This is a genomic window from Stutzerimonas nitrititolerans (genome assembly GCF_003696285.1).
GTDB lineage: Bacteria > Pseudomonadota > Gammaproteobacteria > Pseudomonadales > Pseudomonadaceae > Stutzerimonas > Stutzerimonas nitrititolerans.
Genome location: NZ_RFFL01000017.1, coordinates 83,790 through 98,491, shown reverse-complemented (window position 1 = coordinate 98,491; position 14,702 = coordinate 83,790). Strand labels below are relative to the sequence as shown.

12 protein-coding genes are annotated in these 14,702 nt (G+C 65.2%); 7 read left to right on the top strand and 5 right to left on the bottom strand.

The window, feature by feature from the left end:
• Positions 1–519: 519 nt before the first annotated feature.
• Together EA795_RS18695 and EA795_RS18690 are read left to right on the top strand one after the other, a co-directional pair.
• Positions 520–909 (top strand): hypothetical protein, encoded by a 390-nt coding sequence (locus EA795_RS18695; protein ID WP_122078905.1) that lies wholly within the window; start codon positions 520–522, stop codon positions 907–909.
• A gap of 27 nt (positions 910–936) precedes the next feature.
• Complete coding sequence (locus EA795_RS18690; RefSeq protein WP_122078903.1) at positions 937–1,995, top strand: hypothetical protein; 1,059 nt, start codon at positions 937–939, stop codon at positions 1,993–1,995.
• 400 nt (positions 1,996–2,395) lie between these two features.
• Here the strand turns inward: EA795_RS18690 and EA795_RS18685 are convergent, their stop codons facing one another.
• A complete protein-coding gene (locus EA795_RS18685; RefSeq protein ID WP_065983416.1) occupies positions 2,396–3,001 on the bottom strand; it encodes an arylesterase in 606 nt (201 codons plus the stop codon).
• A gap of 10 nt (positions 3,002–3,011) precedes the next feature.
• Here EA795_RS18685 and EA795_RS18680 point away from each other — a divergent pair, with 10 nt between their 5' ends.
• From EA795_RS18680 to greB, 3 genes are read left to right on the top strand one after another with little or no spacing between them, the layout of a single operon-like run.
• Entirely contained in the window at positions 3,012–3,698 is a 687-nt protein-coding gene (locus EA795_RS18680) for an ABC transporter ATP-binding protein (RefSeq protein WP_122078901.1), read from the top strand.
• Complete coding sequence (locus EA795_RS18675) at positions 3,695–6,199, top strand: ABC transporter permease (protein ID WP_122078900.1); 2,505 nt, start codon at positions 3,695–3,697, stop codon at positions 6,197–6,199. Before EA795_RS18680 ends, EA795_RS18675 begins: the two co-directional genes overlap by 4 nt.
• A gap of 36 nt (positions 6,200–6,235) precedes the next feature.
• Positions 6,236–6,733, top strand: a complete 498-nt coding sequence (greB, locus tag EA795_RS18670; protein WP_014853174.1) for a transcription elongation factor GreB — start codon at positions 6,236–6,238, stop codon at positions 6,731–6,733.
• Between the two features lie 30 nt (positions 6,734–6,763).
• Here the strand turns inward: greB and EA795_RS18665 are convergent, their stop codons facing one another.
• A complete protein-coding gene (locus EA795_RS18665) occupies positions 6,764–8,173 on the bottom strand; it encodes an MltF family protein (protein WP_115027687.1) in 1,410 nt (469 codons plus the stop codon).
• Positions 8,174–8,340: 167 nt separating this feature from the next.
• Between EA795_RS18665 and EA795_RS18660 the strand changes: the two genes are divergently transcribed.
• Together EA795_RS18660 and EA795_RS18655 are read left to right on the top strand one after the other, a co-directional pair.
• A complete protein-coding gene (locus tag EA795_RS18660; RefSeq protein ID WP_122078898.1) occupies positions 8,341–9,147 on the top strand; it encodes a TatD family hydrolase in 807 nt (268 codons plus the stop codon).
• A 106-nt stretch (positions 9,148–9,253) separates the two neighbouring features.
• Positions 9,254–10,789 (top strand): methyl-accepting chemotaxis protein, encoded by a 1,536-nt coding sequence (locus EA795_RS18655; protein WP_122078897.1) that lies wholly within the window; start codon positions 9,254–9,256, stop codon positions 10,787–10,789.
• Positions 10,790–10,832: 43 nt separating this feature from the next.
• On the opposite strand, the gene EA795_RS18650 is transcribed toward EA795_RS18655, so the two are convergent.
• From EA795_RS18650 to EA795_RS18640, 3 genes are all read right to left on the bottom strand, one after another.
• Positions 10,833–11,630: an acyl-CoA thioesterase gene (locus EA795_RS18650; protein WP_058074931.1), complete on the bottom strand. Its 798-nt coding sequence runs from the start codon at positions 11,628–11,630 to the stop codon at positions 10,833–10,835.
• Positions 11,631–11,713: 83 nt separating this feature from the next.
• On the bottom strand, positions 11,714–13,726 hold the full coding sequence (locus tag EA795_RS18645; protein WP_122078895.1) for a transglutaminase TgpA family protein: 2,013 nt from the start codon (positions 13,724–13,726) through the stop codon (positions 11,714–11,716).
• On the bottom strand, positions 13,723–14,685 hold the full coding sequence (locus EA795_RS18640; RefSeq protein WP_014853180.1) for a DUF58 domain-containing protein: 963 nt from the start codon (positions 14,683–14,685) through the stop codon (positions 13,723–13,725). Before EA795_RS18640 ends, EA795_RS18645 begins: the two co-directional genes overlap by 4 nt.
• Positions 14,686–14,702: the final 17 nt, after the last annotated feature.

Sequence of the window (14,702 nt, the reverse complement as noted above, 5' to 3'; positions counted from 1 at the left end):
GAAAGTGTCCGTGCTAACGGGGTAGAACCCGTCCCAATGGATCAACGAGGGCGTTCGAGCCCAGCAAACAGCCAATAAGAAGAAACGCCACGGGCCTAAGGTTAGCCAATGCGCTACCGCCTGATCCCCGGCACGGGGTGTCCTTCTGACCTTTGTGACCAGCTCAATGCGGCCCTCTCGACTTCCGCGCTGCGACGTCTCTTCCATTCAGCCCGAACGGCAGTGAAGTCCTACCGAGCAGCCGAGAGCGCGCCCGTCCATGACGATCTGGCCGAGGCACTGAGACGCTGCGGTATGAGTTTCCCAGAGGCAATGCTGTTGCCCGTCCGCTTCGATATGACTGCAAGACCGTAACACCCTCAGTTCCCACCTGAGGTCCCACTGCCCACCGCTGGGCCTTCAACCGAAACCAAGAATCCATAGAGCAGCCCTCAGGGTCGGCGTGTCCGTCTCCTGATGTCTTGTCGCGCCCTCCGTGCGGACTGAGGGCTGCTCTATGGGATAGGAGACCTACCCAAAATGAACACCATAAACATCACTGCTGTAACTCCCGAAACCGTGTGCATCCATGGCCAGACATTAGCCCGCGAGTATGCCGAAACGGTTCTGCTGGGCCTGTTGATCGCATCCGAAGGCGAAAACCACGCGGGCATCGTGAAGGTGGCCGAGGCGTTCACCGGCGCCGGGCTGAGCCTTGAAGCGCACCCGAAGGCTTCACGCCTGTACGCCGGGCATGTCCACGAAAAGCAACGCGAGAAGGAACGTCTGGAAGCTGAAGCCAGAGCGCACGCCGAGCGATGCCGTGAGCCGTCTCGCCAAGAGATCGCGGAGTACCACGCCGAGAAGGCGCGCCGGGCCCGAGAGATTCGCGAGCATGGCGCACGCCTACGCGCCGCGCGTGGCCGGTAATTTCACCAAAATCAAGGAGCACAGACAATGAAACCCTTTCAGTACAAAAAGCCCGATAGCGTTTATACCCAGAGCATCACCACGGCCCACGGCCAGACTGCGACTCAAGCGACCTTCCATGCCTCAGACATCCGAGCGGAACACATGGCCGCTACGGACCCGTTGACGTATGCCCAGGCCATGTATGAAGCCGCAGACGACCACCTCAACGGCGAAGAGTGGCGGGAGAACATGAACAATGCGTTCCCCTCTGAGGTGCGACCATATGGCTCTCAGCCAACCGCTCCCCAAGTCGCCTTGATGGAAGACCGCTCAGTTACCTTCGATCCACGGCAGACCTACGATGGTCGCACCATGACCCACGGTGAAGCCACAGCGGGCTCACTGGTGTCCATGGAGGCCCCAGAGGTCGGCATTCTGGTATCGGGTCGTGTGTCGATCTTCGACCACACCGTCCAGTTCGGCTTCACCGAGCGCAGCATGGAGCAGACCGGGACAAAACTGCTGGATGACCTGGAGCTTACCCTGGCGGGCAAGATCGCTCAGAGCCTCGAAGGGCAACCCTCGGTCACTACGGCCTATGTCGGTGCCCTCAGCGGCTCCCCTGCTGCCCAAGCTGAGGACCTGCTGGACATCTTGGCGGTCCACCTCGATACCTTCTGGGGCCGTGATATTTCCGAGTTCGGCATTCTGATTCCCGTAGCCCTTCGTCCAATGCTCAACCGTGCCGCCCAACGGGCTGGCCTTGGGGACATTGACGAGCTGGTCGGCACTCGTGTTCAGGTTTACAGCGGTCCAGACCGTGGCGTCTTCTTGGTTCCCAAGGCGTTCGCCCTGCTGTCATTCCGTGAGGATCAACACGGTGATGTCTGGCGAATCGAGCTGAGCCGCAACGCTTCAACCCAAAGCTGGGACCTTGAGGTGTCCGCTGTGGTGGACGTGATGGCGACTGCAATGGTTGACGTGAAGCTGGGCGGCTCCGACTGGGAGACCACGCCGGTAGCTCTGCCGATTATCAAGCAGTTGATCCTCAGCGAGGCACCAGAGGCGCTCCCAGAGACCCCAGAGGAAACTCCAGCAGGCTAAAGGGCCGGAGCCTCGGACCGCTGAGGGCCACCTGCCAATAGTTGTAACTCCCTTGTGAAGTACCTTGCTTAAAGCTCCTTGACCCTTTGGTCCTGGGGCTTCTTTTTCGCAATACCTGACGAGAGCACTGGGATATTAGGATGACCAAGCTACAGACTGTCCATTGGCTGCTGCTGATTGTCCCGTTGATCATTCGGTGGGCCTTAAGAATCTGGCAGAAAAATCTGAGACCCCTTATCAATAAGAAGCCCACCCGCTTCCCCCCGTACCACCCTCCGAAAAGCTCTCTGATCCGGCCCGACGATGGACCTGAGTGTTAGAAATCTGTTCGAAGAGTGTTAGACATTGCTGACGTAATGCCGCTACGCTTGGTCCACTCGCTCACTTCTTCAAGAACGAATCAGAGTAGCGGGTTGAGAGCAGACCAGACGTTATCCAGAAGTTTCGATTGGGCTTCAGCAGTTGGATGAACTTGGTCACCCTGCATCATGGAAGGCACGCCAGCTACGCCCTCCAGCAGGAACGGGACCAGCGGGACGTTGTGTTCAGAGGCAACCTCGGGGAACACTTTGGCGAATGCTTCGGTGTATCTCTTGCCCAGATTCGGGGGCATCAGCATCCCCAGAATGAGCACTCGCGCATCCGCCTCCTGTGACATCTCAACCATCGCTGCAAGATTTCGTTTCAATTGCGCAGGCGGCTGTCCTCGCAGGCCGTCGTTGCCGCCAAGCTCGATGATCACGATATCCGGCTCATGCTCGCTAAGCAGCGCGGGCAGCCGCGCAAGGCCGCCGGCCGAGGTGTCGCCACTGATCGAAGCGTTCACGACCCGATAGTCATGTTCGCCGTCATTCAGGCGCTGTTGCAGCAGATGCACCCAGCCCTGGCTGGTTTCCAGCCCGAAAGCGGCACTGATACTATCTCCCACCACCAGCGCCGTCCCGGCCAGGGCGCCCTGAGCCCACAGCATCGCCGCCAGGACACCACCTCTCAGCCACATTCGCATCGGATTCTCCATGAGCGCCAGCATTCTCAACGCCCGGAACCTTAGCAAAGTGGTAACCAGCGCGGAAGGCGAGCTGGTTATTCTCGACGACCTCTCGCTGAGCCTGGACCAGGGCGACAGCCTGGCCATCGTCGGCACCTCCGGCTCCGGCAAATCTACCCTGCTCGGCCTGCTCGCCGGCCTCGACCTGCCGAGCTCGGGCGAGGTGCGACTGGCCGGCCACCTGCTCGGTGCGCTGAACGAAGACGAGCGGGCGCGGGTGCGAGCCGAGCATGTCGGTTTCGTCTTCCAGTCCTTTCAGCTGCTCGACAGTCTCAACGCGCTGGAGAACGTCATGCTGCCGCTGGAGCTGCATGGGCGACGCGATGCCCAGCAGCGGGCACGCGACCTGCTGGAGCGGGTCGGCCTCGGCGCACGCCTGCATCATTATCCGCGGCAGCTTTCCGGCGGCGAGCAGCAGCGTGTGGCGGTGGCTCGTGCGTTCGCCGCCGAACCGGACGTGCTGTTCGCCGACGAGCCCACCGGCAATCTGGACAGTCACACCGGCGCCAACATCACCGAGCTGCTGTTCGAGCTCAACCGCGAGCGCGGCACGACGCTGGTACTGGTCACCCACGACGAGCGTCTGGCGCAGCGCTGCCACAATCTGCTGCGCCTGGAAGGCGGCCGTCAGCTTGTGGCCGAGGCAGTGCAATGAAACAGATGCCCGCCACCCGGCTGGTGGCCCTGGCGCTGCGCCAACTATTACGCGACGGTCGCGCGGGCGAACTGCACGTGCTGTTCTTCGCCTTGCTGATCGCAGTTGCCGCCAGTACCTCCATCGGTTACTTCGGCGCACGCCTGAACGACGCCATGCTGCTGCGCGCCACGGAGTTTCTCGGTGCCGACCTGGTACTCAATGGCAGCGAGCCGGCCACGCCTGCGCAGATCGAGGCCGGCAAGCACCTGCAGCTCGAGCATGCGCAGGTGGTGGAGTTTTCCAGCGTCATCGCCACCGACGACAACCTGCAACTGAGCAGCGTCAAGGCTGCCAGCGACAGTTACCCGCTGCGTGGCCAACTGCGCAGCGCGGCAGCGCCCTACCAGGCCGAGGAACCCGGACCCGGCCCGCGACCCGGCGAAGCCTGGGCCGAGGCGCGGCTGTTCGCCTCGCTGAACCTGAACATCGGCGACATCATCGAAGTCGGCAGCAAGCCGCTGCGGCTGACCCGCGTGCTGACCTACGAGCCGGACCGCGTCGGCGATTTCTACAGCCTGACCCCGCGCGTGCTGATGCACCTGGACGACCTGGCTGCCACTGGTGTGGTGCAGCCGGGCAGCCGAGTGCGCTATCGCGAGCTATGGCGTGGCCCGGCGGCCGATCTCGAACGCTATCGCCAGGCCGTGGAAGCCGATCTGCAGCCACACCAACGGCTGGAGACCGCCAAGGACGGCAATCGCCAGATCGGCGGCGCCCTGGGCCGCGCCGAACAGTATCTGAACCTCGCCAGTCTCGCTGCGGTGTTGCTGGCTGGCGTGGCGGTCGCGCTGTCCGCCTCACGCTTCGCCGCCAGGCGCTTCGATGCCAGTGCCTTGCTGCGCTGCCTGGGCCTGTCGCGTCGTGAGGCCCTTGGGCTCTACGCGCTGCAGCTGGGCCTGCTCGGGCTGATCGCCAGCCTGGCTGGCGCGCTGCTGGGCTGGGCGGCCCAACATGGCCTGTTTTTCCTGCTGCGCAACCTGGTGGTCAGTGAAGTGCCTCCGGCGACCTTCTGGCCAGCCCTGTCCGGCATCGCCACCGGCCTGGTGGCACTGGCCGGCTTCGCCCTACCACCGCTGGCGGCCCTGGGACGGGTTCCGCCGTTGCGGGTGCTGCGCCGCGACATGCTGCCGATTCCGCCCAGCTCCTGGCTGGTCTACGGCGCGGCATTGCTCGCGCTGGGCTTGATCATGTGGCGCCTGAGCCTGGACCTGAAACTCACCCTGGCCCTGATCGGTGGTGGGCTGCTGGCCACGCTGCTCCTGGGAGGTTTGCTGCTGGCGGCGCTCAAGGGATTGCGACGCCTGCTGGCGGGCGCATCCCTGCCCTGGCGACTGGGATTGGGCCAGCTGCTGCGCCATCCCCTGGCGGCTGCCGGCCAGTCGCTGGCTTTCGGCCTGATCCTGTTGGCCATGGCGCTGATTGCGCTGCTGCGCGGCGAACTGCTCGACACCTGGCAGGACCAGCTTCCGGCCGATGCGCCGAATCACTTCGTGCTGAACGTGCTGCCCGCCGACAGGGACGCCTTCAACGAGCGAGTTCAGGCCCTGTCCACCAGCTCCGTGCCGCTGTACCCGGTGGTACCCGGTCGCCTGGTGGCGATCAACGGCGAGCCGGTGCGCCAGCTGGTCAGCAAGGAGTCCCAGGGCGAACGCGCCGTTCGGCGCGACCTGAGCCTGACCTGGGCCCAGGAACTGCCCGCCGACAACCACCTCACCGCGGGCACATGGTGGCAGCCGGGCTCAGCGGCTGAGCTGCCGGGCGTCTCGGTCGAAGCCGAGCTGGCCGAAAGCCTCCAGTTGCAGCTGGGCGATCACCTGGGCTTCACCGTGGGCGGTCTGACGCGTGACGTCACCGTGACCAGCCTGCGCGAAGTGAACTGGGACAGCTTCCAGCCGAACTTCTACATGATCTTCGAGCCCGGTACGTTACAGGACATGCCCACCACCTACATGACCAGCTTCCACCTGCCGCCCGGCCGCGATCGCGAACTGGTGCAGCTGGCGCGCGATTTCCCCTCGGCGACACTGCTGCAGGTCGAGGCGCTGCTCGGTCAGTTGCGCAGCATCCTCGCGCAGGTTTCGCTGGCCGTGGAATACGTATTGCTGTTCGTCCTCGCCGCCGGCCTGGCCGTGCTGTTCGCCGGCCTGCAGGCCACCCTCGATGAACGCATTCGCCAGGGCGCGCTGCTGCGGGCGCTCGGTGCCGATCGCGCTCTGCTGCTCAAGGCGCGGCGCACCGAGTTCGGTTTGCTCGGCGCCACCAGCGGCCTGCTCGCCGCGCTCGGCTGCGAGCTGGTCAGCGCACTGCTCTACCAGTTCGTCTTCGACCTGCGCTGGCAACCGCATCCCTGGTTGCTCCTGCTGCCCCTCGTTGGCGCATTGCTGGTCGGCGGCGCCGGAGTGCTGGGCACCCGTCGCGCGCTGAACGCGAGCCCGCTGAACGTACTGCGCGAAAGCTGATATGACCGACTCACCCATTCACTGCCCGGAAACACCATGAGCCGCTACCGTCCGCCCCGCCCCGCCGGCACCCCGCTGATCACGCCAGAAGGCGAGGCCCGCCTGCGGGCCGAACTGCACGAGCTCTGGCACGTGAAACGGCCACAGGTCACGCAGTCTGTCAGCGAAGCGGCCGCGCAAGGCGATCGTTCGGAGAACGCCGAATACACCTACGGCAAGAAGATGCTGCGTGAGATCGACAGTCGGGTTCGCTTTCTCACCAAGCGTCTGGAGAAGCTCAAGGTGGTCAGCGAGCCGCCCAGCGATCATGGCAAGGTCTACTTCGGCGCCTGGGTGACGTTGGAGGATGAAGATGGCGAGGAAGCGCGCTACCGCATCGTCGGCCCCGACGAGCTGGATCTCAAGCAGGGACTGATCAGCATCGACTCGCCGCTGGCCCGAGCCCTGGTAGGCAAACCGCTGGACGCCGAGGTGCAGGTGCAGACGCCAACCGGCACCAGATGCTGGTATGTCGTTGCCATCGATTACCTGTGATTGCATAGCCGCCGAACCTGAAACGAACGCTCAGTTTGCGGCGGCGCTTTCCTCGACCGTTTCCAGCAGATAGCGCTCACGGTTGTAGGCCAGGTAATACTTGTTCACCGCGTTCACGTAGCTGACCACGCCCATGCCCATGGTTTCCATGGCGATCCGTTCGACCTGGAAGAACCACTGATCGGGATTCAGGCCGCGCCGCCGCGCCTCGGCGCGCATGCTTTGCACGCGCTGCGGCCCCAGGTTGTAGCCCGCCAGGACGAAGGCCATGCGCTCGCGCTCGTTGAGGCGCGGGCTGGAAAAGAATTTGCGGCGGATACTGGCCAGGTACTTGGCGCTGGCCTGGACGTTGCCGTTCAACTGGGTGAAATCGTTCACGCCCATGCTGCGCGCGGTCGCGGGGGTCACCTGCATCAGCCCCGTGGCACCCGCGGCGCCGCGCGCATTCGGGTTCAGGGTCGATTCCTTGAAGGCCAGTGCCGCGAGGTTCAGCCAGTCGAAATCCTGCTGACTGGCATGGCGCTGCAGCGTGGAGCGGACCTTCTCCAGGCGCTGCCTTCCGGTGCGATCGAGCGGATACTGCACCCGGTACAGGCGCCGGTAGACCCGCTCGAAGGCCGCGTCCTGGTTGGCCGGCGGCTTGTAGCTTTCGAGAAAGCGATCGGCGGTGGCACGCAGCATGCTCGCCTCCTTGCGCATGAACCAGTGCATATCGGCGGGTTCGCCCAGCACCAGCTGCTTTTCCACGCGCAGCTTGGGCATCACCTTGGCCCAGCGCTCGGCGATGCTCTGTTCGACCGCGGTAGCCGAGTAGATGCCGGCCTGCACCATCTCCAGCACATCCTCCACAGCCAGCGTCGGATCGACCCACTCGACGACGACCGGCGCCTTTCCCTCGGCCATCAGTTGCCGGTTCAACCGGGTCAGCGCTGGCCCGGCAGCACTGCCGGCGGGCAATGCCACGCTGCGTCCGGCCAGTTGCTCCAGCCGCTGGAAGTGCCGGGCGCCCTGGCGGGTGACGAGGATCAGCGGAACATCGCCGACCACCGCCCGGCTGCGGGCGATCTGTCGTACGCCATTCGTCTCGAGCAACTCTCCTGGCGCAACCAGATCGCCCTCGCCGCGCCGCAGCGCCCCCAGCAGCTGGTCCTTGGCCTTGGGGACGATCTTCAGCCTGATGGGCTTGCGGGCATCGCGATTGAGATAACGCTCGAAGGCACGCAAGCGAACGTACTCGACGCCAATCGCCTCTCCCTTGACCTCGCCCGAACTGTTGCGACTCTGGTTGACCAGCACGCGCAGCACACCACTGCGGCGAATCTCGGCCAGGTCGCGCACTTCGGTCGGCGCTTGCCAGGCCTGCGGCCCTGCCACTCTGGCAGCTGCCGGCCAGGACAGGAACAGCATCAGGCAGAGCAGCAGTGACAGGAATCGGGACATTGGCAGTACCGGGTTGGGGCTGGCCGCATCGAGGATGCCGCCAAATAAAAAGCGTCGAAGGGTCTCACAACAGGCTTCCGATCGCCAGTCACGCTCGTCTGCGGGCTGGCCCGCAAATGCAACCCGTTGATCTATCATTGTTTTCCGTTACGAGCGCGAGGCCGCACATGCAACTGGTCGACATCGGCGTCAATCTTACCCACCCCACATTCGCCCGGGACCCACGCGCGACACTCGACCGCGCCTACGCCGCCGGGGTGCAGCAGCTGGTGCTGACCGGCACCAGCCTTGCCGACAGCGAGGCCGCCGTAGGGCTGTGCCGCACGCTGGACGAAGAACGCCGCCATCTATTCTGCACCGCCGGCATTCACCCCCACGATGCCAGCGAATGGACGGCCGACAGCGCGGCGCAACTGCGCGCCCTGCTGGCCGAGCCGGAGGTGCGTGCGGTGGGCGAATGCGGGCTGGACTTCAACCGCGACTTCTCGCCGCGCGCGCAACAGGAGCGGGTACTCGAAGCGCATCTGGAACTGGCCGTCAGCACCCAGCGGCCGGTATTCCTCCATGAGCGCGACGCCGACCAGCGCCTGGTAGAGATCCTGCGGCCCTTCCGCGATCATCTCTGCGCGGCCGTGGTGCACTGTTTCACCGGCGAGAAGCGCGCACTCTATGCCTATCTGGATCTCGACCTGCACATCGGCATCACCGGCTGGATCTGCGACGAACGCCGAGGCACTCACCTGCAGCCGCTGGTGCGCGAGATTCCCCAGGGGCGGCTGATGCTCGAAACCGACGCGCCCTACCTGCTGCCGCGCACCTTGCGCCCCAAACCGAAGAGCGGCCAGAACGAGCCGGCCTTTCTTACCGAGGTCGTGCGCGAAGTGGCGCTGCATCGGGGGGAAAGCGAGGCGGAGCTGGCAGCCCACACCACCGCCTGCGCACGACGCTTCTTCGGTTTGCCAGCGTTGAGCTGAACGCAAGAAACCCCTCAAGCTTGGCCGCTTGCGGCCGTTAAGGCTGGCAAGCCGATACGTGCCAGGCGAAATCATTCCCGTCATCCAAGCCCGAAGAAGAGCAGTCATGGTTGTTGTCTGGATTCGCGATCTGTCCCTCAAGTACAAGTTCTGGGCGCTGAACATGGTCTCGCTGATCATCGTCCTGGTGCTGGTACTGTTTGCCCTGCAGCTGGAACAGCAGACGCGCAGCCAGGACGCCCGAGCCGCTGCCGAGCGCCTAGCGCAGGTCATCCAGGCCTGGCCGGAGGGTGCGGCGCTGCCCCGCCACGCGGCGTTGACGAGCTTTCCCGGCGGCCAGCGCATCGTGATCGAAGGGCAGACGCTCGGTGCGCGCAGCGGCTGGGTCGAGCTGGACCATGATCGACTCCTGGGCACGAACCCAACCATCGGCGCGCAACTGGTCGCCCGGGGCGCGGAAGGCCATGTCGCGGTGCTGGCGCATGCACCCAGCGTAAGGCAACTGCTCGCCGAGCACTTCTTCAGCTACGGCATGGCCGTCACCCTGCTGATGCTGGGGCTGCTCGCGGCCTCGCAACTGCTGATCCGCTTCCTGCTCAAGCACCTCAACACCCTCAAGGACGTGATGCTGCACGTGGAGCGCAGCGGCGACCTGTCCGCCCGCGTTCCGCTAGACAGCCGTGACGAAGTCGGCCAGATGGCCAGCGCATTCAACGCCATGCAGACCGGTTACCAGCGCATCGTCGGCACCGTGGCGCAGGCAGCGGCACGCCTCGACCAGGGCGCCGGTCGCCTCGCCTCGAGCATGGCCGAGGTGCAACAGGGCATGCTCGGCCAGCAGAGCGAAACCGACCAGGCCGCCACGGCGATCAACGAGATGAGCGCCACCGTCAACCATATCGCCGAGCATGCGCGGGACACCCGCGACCAGTCGCAGAACGCCGACCGCCTGGCCAGCGAAGGCCATCATGTGGTCGCGCGGGTGGAGAAATCGATCGCCAGCCTGTCGCAAGGCGTCCAGCAGACCGCCGAAACCATCGGTCAGCTGGCCACCGACAGCCAGAAGATCAACGGCGTGGTCAGCGTCATCCACAGCATTNGTCAGCTGGCCACCGACAGCCAGAAGATCAACGGCGTGGTCAGCGTCATCCACAGCATTGCCGAACAGACCAACCTGCTGGCGCTCAACGCGGCTATCGAAGCGGCCCGCGCCGGCGAAATGGGCCGCGGCTTCGCCGTGGTCGCCGACGAGGTGCGCAACCTGGCCAAACGGGTTCAGACCTCCACCGACGAAATCACCCAGATGATCACCGGACTCCAGGGCATGACGCGCGACGCCGTGGAATTCATGCAGGAAAGTTCGTTCAAGGCCGACGATTGCGTACGTGAAGCGCGCGAGGCCGGGCTGGCCCTCGAAGAAATCACCGCCGCCGTGGCGCAGATGCGCGACAGCAATACCCAGATCGCCGTGGCCGCCGCACAGCAGAGCGAAGTGGCCGAGGAGATGAGCCGCTCGGTTACGGGCATCCGCGACGTCACCGAGCAGACCGTTCAGCAGACCAGCGCCTCCGCCGCCACCAGTACCGAACTGGCGGCACTCTCCGCCGAGCTGAGCAAGGCCATCGGCCAGTTCAAGCTTTGACCGCGAGCCTCGAAGGAGCGTGCTTCTTCGAGGCCATCGTGCCTTATCCGAACACCGTCACCGTCTGCCGGCTCAGCGCTATCAGCTCGCCCTCGGCATTCCACAAGGCGGCCGCGCAGTGCCCATAACCCTCGCGTGCGTGCTCGATCACTGCGCGATACTGGCACCAGTCGTGCGTATCCAGACGGGGCAAGGGCTGCACGAACTCGATGGTCCAGGTCAGCGAACTGGCCGGTGCGAAGCTCTTCAGATGCGGCAGTACGGCCGGCGGCCAGGCATCCACCAGCGCCAGCAGGTGCGACACCGTCAGCGTCTCGCGCTCCACCTCGCCTCGCTGGCGGACCCAACCGCCCATTTCGCGCGAGGTGTTGCCCGAGAACGGTAGCCCACCGATGCCCCAGCGCATCTCCAGGTGCCGGGTGAACTCGGGCGTCACTCCCGGCAAATAGGGCAACGACTGGCATTGTTCGAGCGGCGGTATCGCCGGTGCCGGCTCGGCAGCTACCTCGACGACCGAATCGCGCGAGGCGCCGAAACTGCCCTGTACGAGGGTGACCACCTGGCCATTCTGCACGGCACGGCCGAGCATCTGGCTCACCGCCTTGCCCTCGCGCAGTACCTCGGCTTCGAAGCTCACCGGGGTATCGACCTGCAGCGGACCGACGAAGGTGATCGCCAGCGAGCGCACAGGACGCCCCTGCGGCACTTTCGCCAGCATGGCCTCGTACACCAGCGCGGCGGCCAGGCCACCGAAACCGGCACGGCCCTGGCCCCAGCTCGCGGGAACCTGCATGTTCTGGGGCGTTTCACGCACGCATTGCAGCAACTCGGAAAGAGTCATGGCTACCTCTGGTTGTCGTTATGCACGCCATCTTAATGCCGAGCGGAAGGCAGCGGACATGATCGAAACTGCCTAATGGCAGGTCATTCCCGTTCGGTATGCGCGGCCAGTAGCCCGGCCGGGCGCCAGGGCAGTTGCCCCCGCAGCCTGGCGAGCGACGCCCTGAGCATGGCGGTGTCCGACACCTGCCCTGCGTAGCGCTGGCGCTCGTACAGTTCCACGAATGCCATCAGGCTCTCGGCCTGCCCCGGCAGCTGCTGCGCCGCGCGCGTGGCGAAGGCACGTGCTCCCTCACCCTTCAGGCGAATGACCCCATGGCGCGCCAGCAAACGCTCGAAACGGCCGAACAACCGCTGTTGCGGGTCGCGCTCGTAGCGCCAGGGTTTGACCGACAGCAGCACCAGCAACATGACCATCAGGAACACGATGGCGACCATCGCCACCCCCAGCTTGCGCCAGTCGAGCGGGCCGAACAGGCCCTGCAGGATGTCGCGCTGGCGTTCGCCCTGATAGCTGAGCACCCAGCGCTGCCAGCCATAGTTGAGGTTGTCCCAGCCGTGGCGCAGCGAGTTGAGCCAGCCGATATCGCGGTAGCGCATCAGTGACATCGGCGAGCCCTCGAGGAAGCTCTGTTCATCCGCCAGCGCCTGCTCCAGCCCCTGCTCGATACGCTCCGGTGCCACCTGGAAAGTGGGATCGACGCTCACCCAGCCGCGCCCGGCTACCCAGTATTCCAGCCAGGCATGGGCATCGAACTGGTGCACGCTCAGGTAGTTGCCGGCCGAGTTGACTTCACCGCCCTGATAACCGGCAACCACTCTCGCGGGAATGCCGGCTGCGCGCAACACGAAGGTCATGGCCCCGGCAAAGTGGATGCAGAAGCCATTGCGTGTCTGGAACAGGAAACCGTCGACGATATCCGCACCCACCGCGGGCGGCTTGAGGGTGTAGCCGAAGGGCTCGCGATTGAAATGCCGGAGCAATGCCTGAACCACGGCCTCGGGGTCCTGGTGAGCACGGCGCAGCTCCACGGCCCAGGCGCGGCTGCGTGGGTTGCCCTCGGCGGGCAGTTGCAAGGCCCGCTCAAGACTGGCGGGCGCTGCACTCGCTTCGCGCAGCGATTCAGGCCATGACGTCAGTTGATAGAGCAGCGGCTTGTCCACCGGCTGCCGGCGCTCCAGATGAAAATCAGCCATCATCCGCGTGCCGTCGTTTTCGACTTGCGGCACATCCAGCGCATACAGCCAGGGCCGCCCGCTCGGCTGCATGACGATGCTGTAGTTCAGCGACTCGCCCTGGCGTTGCCACTGCGGTGGTTGCGGCAGTTGCGAAGCGAAGGACTGGGACCAGCGCTTGCCGTCGAAACGCTCGAAGGTGACCGCGCGCCAGTACAGGCGATCGCGCTCCGGAATCGGTCCCTCGAAGCTGGCCCGAAAGGCCAGCGCGCCCGATCGGCTCAACTCGGCGATATCGCCCGGTGCCATGCTGTCGGCCAGCCCCGATACGGCCCGCTCCCTCGGTTGCGGAAGCGACCACAGCGGGCCGAGTCGCGGAAACAGCACGAACAGCACCAGCATGATCGGCAGCGCCTGGAGCAGCAAGCTGCCGGCCAGGCGCAAGGTAGGCCAGGGGCGCCCGGCCAGGCTGTTCTGCTGCAGGCCGATCATCGCGGCCAGCAACGCGATGACGGGCAGCAGGCTGTACACGCCGGCCACCAGGCTGTCCTCGAAGAGGTAGCTGGTCACCACCGCGAAGAAACCGAGGAATACCAGCACCAGGCCGTCGCGCCGCGTGCGCATCTCCACCAGCTTGAGGATGAAGGCGGCGATCAGCAGCACCACGCCGGCTTCCAGCCCGACCAGGCTGCCGCGCGAGAAATACACGCCGAAACCGGCACCGATCATCATCGCCGCCTTGGTCCAGCCATTCGGATAGCGGGCGCGCATGCGGAAGATCTGGATTCGCCAGGAGGCGCATGCCAGCCACAACGCGGTGATCCACAACGGCAGATGCCCCAGGTGCGGCAGTATCACCAGCACCTGCGCCACCAGCAGCCAGATCAGGCCATTGCGAGGTATTCCAGGCCGTGCGCTCATGGCGCCTTCCCTGTCGGCAGGCCGAACAGCGCCAGCGCCCGCAGGCACTCGTCGCGATGGCGCTGCCCGCTATCGGGACCGATCTGCCGGTCTTCGAGTCGCAAGGCGAACGGCTGCTGCCGGGCGGACAGTTCGATCACCCCGTGGCAAAGCAGGGAGAGTCGCGCCTCGAGATCGCCGTCGAGCAACCCCAGATCGAGCAAGGGTTCGTGCCCGGCCAGGGCGGCGAAATCCTTGACCAGCAGACCCTGGCCGCGCGAGAAGGCTTTCCAGTGCAGGCGCCGTCTCGAGTCGCCCGGCTGCCACGACCTGAGCCCCTGGTAGTCGTCCACGCCACCGCCCTGGATGCGCGCGCCAGTGCTTTCGTCATCCGTTGCTCCGGCACTCAGCGGCAGCTCGCCTTCCACCGGCTGGGGATAGATCAATGCGGCCAGTTGCAGGTCGACCCATGTCCAGGCCACCAGTATGCCCAACGGGAAACGGCTCTCGACCCGCAAGCGTCCGGGTCGCAGCCAGCCGCGGCGAGTCGTCGGCAGCATCAGCTCCAGCTCGCGGATGCCGCCAGCCGGTACGTCGGTGAGCTGCAGGCCGCTTATCGGCCAGCCCACCGCCACCGCCTGGTGCATGCGCCCGCGGCTTTCCAGCCGAACCTGCAGCCGCGCCTGTTCGCCGACAAAGACCGGTATCGAGCCGCCCGCCTGCAGTACCAGGCCCGCCAGGTTGCGCCAGGTATGCACGATGGCGACGAGGAACACCGAGCCGAGCAGGAAGGTCAGCGCATAGGCCAGGCTGTTCTGGTAGTTCATGGCCGCCACCAGCATCAGCAGCAGCGCCACGACGAACGCCACGCCAACCGCGGTGGGCATGATGAAGATTCGCCGCTGGTCGAGACGTACGCTGGACGCGGGCGGAATGCGTCGCAGCAGCCAGCGTTCGCGAAAGCGCGGCAGGAATCTCATGCTGCACGCTCCAGATG

Excerpts from the sequence above, each read along its gene's own strand:
- EA795_RS18645 (WP_122078895.1), bottom strand. The coding sequence starts at position 13,726 with ATGAGCGCACGGCCTGGAATACCTCGCAATGGCCTGATCTGGCTGCTG.
- EA795_RS18665 (WP_115027687.1), bottom strand. The coding sequence starts at position 8,173 with ATGTCCCGATTCCTGTCACTGCTGCTCTGCCTGATGCTGTTCCTGTCC.
- EA795_RS18640 (WP_014853180.1), bottom strand. The coding sequence starts at position 14,685 with ATGAGATTCCTGCCGCGCTTTCGCGAACGCTGGCTGCTGCGACGCATT.
- EA795_RS18675 (WP_122078900.1), top strand. The coding sequence starts at position 3,695 with ATGAAACAGATGCCCGCCACCCGGCTGGTGGCCCTGGCGCTGCGCCAA.
- EA795_RS18690 (WP_122078903.1), top strand. The coding sequence starts at position 937 with ATGAAACCCTTTCAGTACAAAAAGCCCGATAGCGTTTATACCCAGAGC.
- EA795_RS18680 (WP_122078901.1), top strand. The coding sequence starts at position 3,012 with ATGAGCGCCAGCATTCTCAACGCCCGGAACCTTAGCAAAGTGGTAACC.
- EA795_RS18685 (WP_065983416.1), bottom strand. The coding sequence starts at position 3,001 with ATGCGAATGTGGCTGAGAGGTGGTGTCCTGGCGGCGATGCTGTGGGCT.
- greB (WP_014853174.1), top strand. The coding sequence starts at position 6,236 with ATGAGCCGCTACCGTCCGCCCCGCCCCGCCGGCACCCCGCTGATCACG.
- EA795_RS18650 (WP_058074931.1), bottom strand. The coding sequence starts at position 11,630 with ATGACTCTTTCCGAGTTGCTGCAATGCGTGCGTGAAACGCCCCAGAAC.
- EA795_RS18660 (WP_122078898.1), top strand. The coding sequence starts at position 8,341 with ATGCAACTGGTCGACATCGGCGTCAATCTTACCCACCCCACATTCGCC.
- EA795_RS18695 (WP_122078905.1), top strand. The coding sequence starts at position 520 with ATGAACACCATAAACATCACTGCTGTAACTCCCGAAACCGTGTGCATC.